At 53.3% G+C, this 9169-nt stretch carries 10 protein-coding genes; 1 reads left to right on the top strand and 9 read right to left on the bottom strand.

What is annotated here, in order from left to right:
* Nucleotides 1-684: 684 nt before the first annotated feature.
* Both QQ91_RS01140 and QQ91_RS01135 read right to left on the bottom strand, forming a co-directional pair.
* Entirely contained in the window at nucleotides 685-2490 is a 1806-nt protein-coding gene (locus tag QQ91_RS01140; RefSeq protein ID WP_166283770.1) for a protelomerase family protein, read from the bottom strand.
* A 223-nt stretch (nucleotides 2491-2713) separates the two neighbouring features.
* A complete protein-coding gene (locus QQ91_RS01135) occupies nucleotides 2714-2917 on the bottom strand; it encodes a hypothetical protein (RefSeq protein WP_166283754.1) in 204 nt (67 codons plus the stop codon).
* A 277-nt stretch (nucleotides 2918-3194) separates the two neighbouring features.
* Here QQ91_RS01135 and QQ91_RS01130 point away from each other — a divergent pair, with 277 nt between their 5' ends.
* Entirely contained in the window at nucleotides 3195-3800 is a 606-nt protein-coding gene (locus QQ91_RS01130) for a methyltransferase domain-containing protein (RefSeq protein ID WP_166283768.1), read from the top strand.
* A 90-nt stretch (nucleotides 3801-3890) separates the two neighbouring features.
* On the opposite strand, the gene QQ91_RS01125 is transcribed toward QQ91_RS01130, so the two are convergent.
* The 7 genes from QQ91_RS01125 to QQ91_RS01095 form a co-directional block, all read right to left on the bottom strand.
* Nucleotides 3891-4586, bottom strand: coding sequence for a purine nucleoside permease (locus tag QQ91_RS01125; protein WP_166283766.1), 696 nt, complete (start codon nucleotides 4584-4586; stop codon nucleotides 3891-3893).
* Between the two features lie 187 nt (nucleotides 4587-4773).
* Complete coding sequence (locus tag QQ91_RS01120; protein ID WP_250833221.1) at nucleotides 4774-5505, bottom strand: LrgB family protein; 732 nt, start codon at nucleotides 5503-5505, stop codon at nucleotides 4774-4776.
* Nucleotides 5498-5881 (bottom strand): CidA/LrgA family protein, encoded by a 384-nt coding sequence (locus QQ91_RS01115; RefSeq protein ID WP_166283764.1) that lies wholly within the window; start codon nucleotides 5879-5881, stop codon nucleotides 5498-5500. The genes QQ91_RS01120 and QQ91_RS01115 overlap by 8 nt, the downstream gene beginning before the upstream one ends.
* Before the next feature lie 493 nt (nucleotides 5882-6374).
* Nucleotides 6375-6818 carry a hypothetical protein gene (locus QQ91_RS01110; RefSeq protein WP_166283762.1) on the bottom strand — a complete coding sequence of 148 codons (444 nt, stop codon included), beginning with the start codon at nucleotides 6816-6818 and terminating at the stop codon, nucleotides 6375-6377.
* 90 nt (nucleotides 6819-6908) lie between these two features.
* On the bottom strand, nucleotides 6909-7274 hold the full coding sequence (locus QQ91_RS01105) for a hypothetical protein (RefSeq protein WP_166283760.1): 366 nt from the start codon (nucleotides 7272-7274) through the stop codon (nucleotides 6909-6911).
* A gap of 375 nt (nucleotides 7275-7649) precedes the next feature.
* Complete coding sequence (locus QQ91_RS01100) at nucleotides 7650-8522, bottom strand: cyanophycinase (protein ID WP_166283758.1); 873 nt, start codon at nucleotides 8520-8522, stop codon at nucleotides 7650-7652.
* Nucleotides 8523-8878: 356 nt separating this feature from the next.
* The coding region (locus QQ91_RS01095; RefSeq protein ID WP_166283756.1) for a hypothetical protein at nucleotides 8879-9169 on the bottom strand (291 nt) is incomplete at its 5' end.

Raw genomic sequence — 9169 nt, 5'->3', positions numbered from 1 at the left:
CCAAGCCAGACGATACAAAAATTTTACACAGCCTCAAATGCCCACACTGCATTCTGTCCCGGATTAAATTGGTGGCCCTTATTCTTTCATCAATAGTCCGAACACTTTTAAGCTTTGAACGGAGGAATAGGGGGTTCAGCCGTTAATTGCCAACGAGAAATCAATACTTTCAGGCTTTGTTTTCAAAAACGTTCGGATTTGTTGATCATGAGTCTGTCAACTGCGGCACATGCGGCCTCCCATATCCTGGCGATCGCCTGCTGCTCAAGCTGCCCGATCCGCTCTCTGTGTAGACCAAATTGCTCCCTAGCACTTTCAGAGATTGAGGCTCCCCGTCTTCTAACCCATAGCCCAGCTGGAGGATGACTGCTTCTCATTTTGGCAATTTCTCCAGTAATTTCACAGCTATTCTTGGATCTCTTCTTGCGCGATCGCCTCAAAAGTCTTCAGTTCATGCTCCCGGCGACTCCTCTTGGGCTTGTTTTCCTTTTGCCATATATAAACCGGTGATTTTGTGGTGCATGGCCCAGCTCAATTTCCTGGGCCACCCTAACCAACGGTACACGCGCGATCGCCTTCGTATATTGGCTGATGCCGTCTCTTTGCATCTGGTTTAATCCCTCCTGTTATTAAAGAAGAAAATAGCCTATGCAGCCGATCTCCGCTGATTATTCGCTTATTCTTTTAACCTTTGCCCACATATTTCCGTAACGCCTCCACATCTTTCCCGCGATTGTGGGAAACCTCCACCTCCACACCAATTTCCTGGTGATGCTCCCACAGCTCAGCTTGATGCTCTTCACAAAACTGCTTAGCCGCCTTCCGATTAATCTTGAAGACCGTTTCCAAAAACCCTGGATTGATCACAAAGGTCTGGTCCGGATGCTCACGGTTCCATTCCTGCACCTGATGAAAAATCTCCGTGGCTCGCTGCACTGCCTGACCCGGCTTGCGACCTGCCTTGCGCTTTGGGACCGGTTTTGACCTCACGCGCTGATCGCTGCTGGAATCACTCTCCAGGGCCGTCGTCGCTGCCTCCGCCTCCTTGCCATTCTTCCGGTTCTCCGGCTCCGGGGCTTCTCCAAGCAGCAGCTGCCGAAACTGCGCTAGCTTACCCTCAGCTTCCGCCAAGGCCTGGCGTAATCGCTCATTTTCATCCCTTAACCCTTGATTATCTTTCTGTAAATCTTGCAATCGCCTTTGCTGAGCCGCATCCAGCTGGCCTGATTTAGCCCACTCCAGATCCTGAAGGCGAGATTCCATGGTTTCCCGATAATCTAGCCACTCACGCTGAAGCGCCTCAAACCGATGCAGAATCGCTTGCTCAATCTCATGCCCCAGGCGATCGCTCGTTTCTTCAATCGCAGTCGGCTCCAGGGATAATTGTTCCTCTTCCATCTGTTCCATCTCCTCATCTAGCAACGGCAACTCAGGCACCGCACTTAGTTTGATTCCCTTATCCCGTAATAGATCACCCTTGGCATCGGTCAGCTGATACCGGAAGTAATGTCCCGTGGCGCTGGATTCTAGAACATGGCCCAAGTAGTGCTGCAGAAACGCATACTCATGGTGCTGGATCGGGCAGAAAAAATAGGTGGCGATCGCCCCCCACAGGCTGCGCAGGTTGTGAATGGTGACCGTGCTTTTCCCTTCCAGCGGCGGGACAATTTCAGTACGATTCAGCAGCTTGTTACACTCCCGATTCAACTGCACATCAAATTTGTTTAGCTCGGCCTTGAGCGACCCTCCCTCCAGCTTCATCAGGGCCTTAATATCTGGCATAGAGCGGAAGCGTTTTATCCCCGCCAGCAGATCCTCTGCCGGAATCAGGGTGACGATATTATAGCCATCACGCTCGTGCTTTTGCTGACCCGTGAAATGCAGCAGATAGGGATGCGCCGTGAGCATAAACGTCCCTCGGGCCACCACCTCCCCCATCCGCCGACCCGTGAGCGCAGCGATCGCGATCGCCAGGTGCCTTGCAGCAAAGTTGTCCTGGCTGTGCAGCAGATGGGTAATCTTGTTCAAGTAGCGATCCAGTGGGACCGTTTTAAGGTTCAGCAGCCGTTTTCGATTGACCTGGGCTTGTCGCCTGTCCAGCTGTTCATATTCTTCAGGGCTGTATTTAAAGTAGGTGAGCGCCCAGTGTTCATCGCGGGTTTCCTGAATCCCCGTGACCCGCTGCTGGTGAAGGTAGGTGTGACTATTTTCAGGGGTAAGCAGAATGCGGTTTTGGGCGATCGCCGCCTCTATCGCCGCCCGGTAGCGCGGGATATAGCCGCTAGCCAGGGTGATCTTGGCGTAGCCCTCCTCCAGCAGCGCGATTTCCGCCTGGCAGAGATCCTGGATCTCCTCCGGGGCATGGGTCACAGCCAGAGCCTCAAGGAAGGTCTCGATCAAGGTTTCAAGCTCCTCTTTCCGCAGCTTGGTGCGGCTGCCCTGAGCGATCCGGAAGCGGAATTTATCAAGGATGTCGGCGCGGGTGGGCATGGGTGCAGATGGGGCGATCGCTACTGAGTGTATAGCTATCCTGAGGGCGGCGTAAACAGGGGGTCACTTCACAGTTTTTCCGAACCGCACAGCCTAGGATATCGCTGCGTTCAAGCCGACTGCATCTTCACCCCTAAGACACCCACCCGCATAGACACCCGCGATCGCCTAGTGCCCTGCCCCAACCTGCCACACCATTATCCTGGCCTGGATCTACAGGCTTCTACAGGTGAATCACGCCGTCTCCCTCAATTCTTGAAGCAACCCGGTTCTGCTCAGACGATCCTTGGCAAGACCGCCAAACCTTCGTCATGGCATCAATCGCGACCTCCAGGGGAACTTCACTCAAGGTCTTTGCATGATGAAACTTGAGGCTCATCACGAGCTGAACTTCTTGGGCTCGATAATTCAGATTACGGCTACCCATGAAACACCTCTCTCAGGCTAAATGCCCCCACCCCTCCAATCTGACATAGAAAAAACACCTGATCAAGAAGGTGCAACGTTGCACAGCGCCCAAACCGGCCCGAGATCCCGCTGGAGTTGCAGGGGCGAGGGCACCTGTGACCCACAGACGTTGAGGTCGGCCCCCGTCGCTCCACAGTCCTGGGTTGCCCCGTCTGACACCCAAGCCAATATGGGTCAAAATAGAGGAGAAGCAGGCCAAAAAAGGATGCCTGACCTTACCATTTCAAGCTTTGAGCATGATTGATCCGAACGCAGCCGCTTGGGAACAACGCTATCAAGACGGTCAAGATCCCTGGGATCTGGGCTGTCCAGCGCCTCCCCTGAGCCATCTTCTAGCCTCCCCCCAAGCTCCAAAAGCTGGCAAAATGGCTGTGCTGGGCTGTGGCAGCGGGCAGGATGCCATGCTCTTTTCAACAGCAGGCTTCGAGGTGACCGGGTTTGATTTTGCCCCCAGCGCCATTGCGCGTGCCCGCACCGCTGCCCAGGAACGAGAACTGGATATTCGGTTTTTACAGCGCAATATTTTTGATTTAGAAGCAGAGTTCCTCCATGGCTTCCACTATGTCTTGGAACATACCTGTTTTTGTACCCTTGAGGCAGATCTCAGACCCCAATATGTCCAGACCGTGAAACGCTTATTGCGTCCGCAGGGTCAACTGATTGCGCTGTTTTTCACCCATCGTCGGGGGGGCGGTCCCCCCTTTGGCATCCAGCCCCAGGAAATCTTAGAACTCTTTCAGCCCCACTTTGATGTCCTTTTGTTTCAGGCAGCAAAGGATTCCATTGCAAGCCGCAAGGGAGAAGAACATCTGGCAATTTTTCAGGTGAAATTGCACGAGTGACCCCCCTTCCCCAACAGCCGCCTCTTTGTCCAGAGATCTCCAACACAGGCGATCGCCCAGCCAGCCCCTTAGCCCAGAAATCTGCCGATTTCAGTCCAGTAAGGGACCGTTGTAATCCACAGTTGTTTGACCTTGCCTGGTCACCGTCACCCATGTTTCCAGGGTGGGTGAAGCGGCCAGTGGGTCTCCCCCTTTAAATCTAAAGGTGATGCTGTCATCCACATTTCTAAAGTGCGGTGATTCATCGGCAGGCCCAAACATGGCAATCTCAGGACGATAGCGGGAAAGTCCACCATTTTCGTGGATACCAGCCTGTCGAGCCAGATTTTGGGCGCGGGTTAAAAAGCTTCCCTCCTGGAGAACCTTTAAGAGCGACTGATCCTCTTGATAGTAAAGCTTGCCGCTCCCCACACCAGCAGGAGCAGGCCCATTAAACAAAATATCGACCGTTGCATCCGGCGCCACTCTGACCGTTGTCACCGTATCCCACTCCCTTGATCCTGGCGCCCCCCCAAAGAAGTTGAAGCTGACTGAACCATCGGGGTTTCTCTCAAACGGGGCCTCCAGTGCTGGCCCATACATGGAGAGTTCGGGACGATACCGGTTGAGCCCACCATTCTCCTGAATGGCAGCCTGCCGAGCCAGGTTCTTGGCCCGCGGGAGAAAATAGGGCGGGTATGTGGACCCTTGGGAAATGGGATCAACAACGTCAGTCTGGGCAACCGACGGAAATGAGAGTAAAAGTCCTGTAATGCAGAGAGTTACAGCAGCAATGAGACGTTTCATCCTGATTATCCTCCATCTAGAGTTTCCAAGATAGATTCTTAAACTTTTTCCTGCCTTTACCTGCAAATATCATTCTACAAAACGCTTGTGAGGAATTGATGAGCCCCTACCCTCAGCAGATCGGACCTCCCTCGGTGAACGGTGCACCCATTGGGCCGAGGGGCAACGGCCTGTACCCCGCCCCAGGCTAGGGCAAGACCTTCAGGATCTCCAGCAGCCAGGGTAGAATGAGGGCCGTCGTAAAGGCCGACAAAGCCATTCCTAACCCTGAAAAAGCCCCTATCTCGGCATTGATCTGAAAGGCTCTCGCTGTTCCGAGTCCGTGCGCTGTAATGCCCATGGCAATCCCCTTGGCGCTATTGTCTCGGATGCGAAGCACCGCAAACACCTGGGTGGCGATGACCGAGCCAAAAATTCCGGTCATGACCACCAGTACAGCAGTTAGGGAGGGCAATCCGCCGATTTTTTCTGAAATACCCATGGCAACTGGGGCCGTGACAGATTTGGGAGCTATGGAAAGCTGGGTCTGCAAGCTTCCGCCCAACTGCTGCACCAGGAGGATAGCGCTCCAGCTGCTGATCACCACCCCCGCCACCAGGGTCAGGGACACTGCCAGCCAGATTTTCCGCAGTTTTGAAAGTTGATCATGGAGCGGAATCGCCAGGGCCACCGTCGCGGGTCCCAGCAGAAATTGCACAAATTGCCCACCCTCGAAATAAGCTTCGTAGGAGGTGTGGGTTCCCTTTAAAAAAAGAATCAGCAGGACAATGGCCGTTAACACGGGGTTCAGTAAGGGGTGCTGATCCGAACTGCGGTACAGTCGATGGGCAAGACCGTAGGCCATGAGGGTGACGGTTAAGCCCAGGAGGGGAGAGGCAGAGAGATAGACCCAAATTCGGGCAAAGTTGGTTTCAAACACTGGCTTTTCTCCATTTTGAAACCATGTGGTTAATCCCCTGCATGATCAAGGCAGTTGTCCCCAGGGTTAGTATTGTGCTCAGACTCAGGGCAATGGTAATCGGTAACCATTCTTCAATAATTTGATTAATGTAGACAACCACGCCTGCCCCGGCAGGGACAAAGAGCAGGGAGAGATGACTGAGCAATACCTCCGCGGAAGATTTCAGAGCTGCAGGTTGAGGGTGTCCCAGCCAGGTATTTTGGCCAAGCAGGGTCAAAAACAACAGAATCATCCCCATCACGGGGCCGGGAACCGGAATTTTGAGTAAGAGAACGCTGATTTCACCCATGAGTTGGTAAACCAGCAGCAGGGTCATGCCATTTAAAAAATCCATCTCGACCTTAGCGATATTCTTTTTGAACGAGTCTGTCTCACTGTAATATGCTGAAGACAATCTGGTCAGGGCTCACGAATTTCCCGGCCAAGGGGCTCTTTTACCGCCCAGCAAACCCATTTTCCGAGGGCGGACGCTGTGGCAATGGTGTTCCAGTTTGTCCCACGAATCAACCTAATTCCTCAGGTAATGACCTTGATTGGGGTTGCTCCCTTTTAGGAGGCGATTCATAGCGAATCCTGGGGAATATACATCCCCTAAATGAGCCCTCAGGTTGGACAAATTTTGCTGGCGGTAGCAGGAATTGGCTCACAACCGCCACCCTGGTTAGGGCAAGCGAATTCTCGCAACCAAGCAAGGGGCGGTTCAGCAGCGGCAATCAATTGGGAGGGTGAGGATTCCCAAACATGGTGAGCTGATCTGCCGTTTCCGGCCCGGCCCATGGGAGGACCGGGCCGGAAACGGCTAGGCGTTACCAGATCCGCAGGGATGATCAATGGTTGACCGTAGCCCGATAGATCTTATTGGCGACACAGGTCGGATTGGCAATGTCACTATCTATTCGACTGCGGTCATACCATTGGGCCGGAGCATCGTTTGAGACATCTTCAAAGACACGGAAATGAACCCGAATTTGGGTAATGTCATCGTCTTCGCCATATTCCACCGATTCTCCCGTCCGAACGGTAAAGGCTTGGGCTCCTGCCGGAACAACGACATCTTGAAAGTTTTCGTTTAACCAACGCCCCTCTTGAACGGACCAGAGTTCAAATCGTTCGACCGTAATGGGCAAGCCGTAGTTGTTATCGACCCGGAAGGTAACATTTTTACAGGCGTCACTTCCAAGCAGGGCCTGGGCTGGGGAATTTGGCAGCAGGATGGGGCTGAACAGTGCTGCGAAAGAGACAAGACTTAAGCAGATCGTTTTGATAGTCATGGGTTTTACCTCTGGGGGTTAGAATTGAAGTGAAATAACCGTCCAGGGGAACACGCTCAGGGAGATAGAGGAGAGGGCTGAACGCTCAGCTTATTCCTTCTCTTCTACGGGTAAGGCCTGTGTAGGAAGAAGCGCATCTTCCCCGCCGTGAGATTGAAAGAAAGAGGCAAAAATTGACTTGCACAGGGCCGGGGGATAATGATTACGGCAATATTCCCTCACCCTTTGATAGCAACGTTTCCGCTGGAGTGGAGTTTGTAATGACTGACAATATTCCAACTTAGATAAAATATCTTCCTGCGGATTTTGCATGGCTGCCACTGAGGACGAGACACTCCCCAGGCAAGCTGTGGCCAATAGGGTAATTGCTGCCACAGTCTTAATTGCACAGGAACGCCGACTGGTGTGGCCTGAGACCAGAGCCGGATGGAGGGGGACTAGAGGAGATGGATTCATGTACGTTTTCCCTTAATTTAGATTTGGAGTAGATCACAGAAGCAATTTCTGAAATCTAAGGGTTAGACGCCTCATCCAATCAAAGGGTTCAAAATCAAACAAAATCACGCAAACAAAGTCACAACAAGAACTTCAAGCTGCGTGAGCGAAATATTTCCCGAATTTAATTTAAATTTCTTCTAAAAGCAGCGTGTTTATGATCACCCCAGGGGAGTGACTGCTATCACCCCCGCAGGCAGAATCGGGAAATCGGGAGGAGCCTGCGGCAAGCGACTGTCCTCCCCCTGCGCGAATCACCCGCGCGGGCCTACCCTGGGGAGGGGCAAAGGGCGATCGCAGAGGGGAAGCAGTCTTACCGAAGGCGGGGCAGATCTTCTAGGAGGCCACTGCTTTTAAGACAGGGGGGGCCTTGGCGGCTGGCGGCTCTACGGTTGGGGGATCCGCGTCGAACAGCGGTCGGCGGGTATTGAGGTCAAAGCGATAGCCCGCCGGGAGAATGTGCAGCCGAACATCGCAGAGCGCCAGCGGTTCATCTCGCAGCGTTTGGCTGCTATTGTCATGGGACAGGTTTGCTACATCGATCACGGTGACCGACCCTGATCCCAACACCTCGATCTCATTGCCACTCACAGCGATCGCGGTGTCTTCGTCAATGCCAAAGCCCAATACCACAGGCTGCTGAACAACTGCTGACAGCAGTCGCCCCAAGCGTCCCCGCTCAGCAAAGTGCTGATCAATGACAACACCGGGCAAAAAGCCCATTCCCTCACTCATGGAGACCACTTCAAAGCGCGGATGGGTTTCCCCCTCTCCTTCTAAAATCATGACGTCGGGCATCATCGCTGCGCCAGCGCTCGTCCCCGCAATAACCGCCCCCGCCTCATAGCGCTGATGCAGTAATTGCTCTAGCTGAGTGCCCTTGAGAACTTCAGTAATGCGGGCCTGATCGCCCCCGGTGAAAAAAATTCCCGTTGAGGCTTCAATCAGGTCCATGGCTTCTGGATGCTCGGCTTCATCCCGTTCAGCCGTATCTAAAATATCAATTTGCTCAACGCCTAAACGCTGAAAAATCCGGCGATACTCCTCCCCCACCTCCTCAGGCAGGCTAGTCGCCACTGTCATCACCACCAGGCGTGCCTGGGTGCCACCAGCACGCCGGACAAATGCTCGCAGAATGTCGCAGTCCCCTTGCTTGTCCTCCGCACCCCCAATAATCACTAATTGTCCCAGTGCTTTACTGACAGCCATAAAGACCCCCTTACAGGTCAAAGAATGATGAACTCCTTTTCATGAAAGCATGACATTTTGCCGATCCCATCCCTTCGAAAGATAGATCTTTCCCGTGCTGGGACCTTTATCACTGGAGAGACATTCAGAGAATTGAAGGATTGCAGCACCACCAACACCCGCACCCCTTACGAGATTAAGCGAGTGGAGACAGAACAACAGGTGACCCATCTTGGACGAGGCAGCCTAAAACAACCCATAGCCCCCGTCAGGCTGCTTTTAGAGGGCACCTTTCTAGGCAGAACACTAAGGGAAAGCTTACGGGGTATCTTGATACTGTTTTGAATGAATCGATCTTCAGGGTGTCAACGCAGAACTTACACCATCTCCTGGATCTTCCGCTTGAGACCCTCCTTTACGCTGTCCAAGGCCAGCCTCCGCTTTGACCGTTTAACAATGGCGCTGGCTAGGTCATCAAGGAGCTTCTCGCCCACCTCCGTTTCCTGGGCGATCGCCTCCAGGATGGCCCGCTCCTGATCTGGGTCCTCCGGCAGAATCTTCTTCAAGGTGGGGCCGTACAGATGCGTCACTACTTTTTTGTAGCCCTTGGGCCAGGACAGTTCGGCGCTGTCTGGGTCTGCCGAGACTTCCTGAGTGGAGGCAACGGA

Source organism: Lyngbya confervoides BDU141951 (assembly GCF_000817775.3).
In the GTDB taxonomy this organism is placed as follows: Bacteria; Cyanobacteriota; Cyanobacteriia; order Thermosynechococcales; family Thermosynechococcaceae; genus Lyngbya; species Lyngbya confervoides.
The sequence above is the reverse complement of the archived record's forward strand: the minus strand, read 5'-3'. Positions and strand labels throughout refer to the sequence as shown.

Coding starts and splice junctions, on each gene's coding strand:
- QQ91_RS01140 (WP_166283770.1), bottom strand. CDS start 2,490: ATGCCCACCCGCGCCGACATCCTTGATAAATTCCGCTTCCGGATCGCT.
- QQ91_RS01135 (WP_166283754.1), bottom strand. CDS start 2,917: ATGGGTAGCCGTAATCTGAATTATCGAGCCCAAGAAGTTCAGCTCGTG.
- QQ91_RS01130 (WP_166283768.1), top strand. CDS start 3,195: ATGATTGATCCGAACGCAGCCGCTTGGGAACAACGCTATCAAGACGGT.
- QQ91_RS01125 (WP_166283766.1), bottom strand. CDS start 4,586: ATGAAACGTCTCATTGCTGCTGTAACTCTCTGCATTACAGGACTTTTA.
- QQ91_RS01115 (WP_166283764.1), bottom strand. CDS start 5,881: ATGGATTTTTTAAATGGCATGACCCTGCTGCTGGTTTACCAACTCATG.
- QQ91_RS01110 (WP_166283762.1), bottom strand. CDS start 6,818: ATGACTATCAAAACGATCTGCTTAAGTCTTGTCTCTTTCGCAGCACTG.
- QQ91_RS01105 (WP_166283760.1), bottom strand. CDS start 7,274: ATGAATCCATCTCCTCTAGTCCCCCTCCATCCGGCTCTGGTCTCAGGC.
- QQ91_RS01100 (WP_166283758.1), bottom strand. CDS start 8,522: ATGGCTGTCAGTAAAGCACTGGGACAATTAGTGATTATTGGGGGTGCG.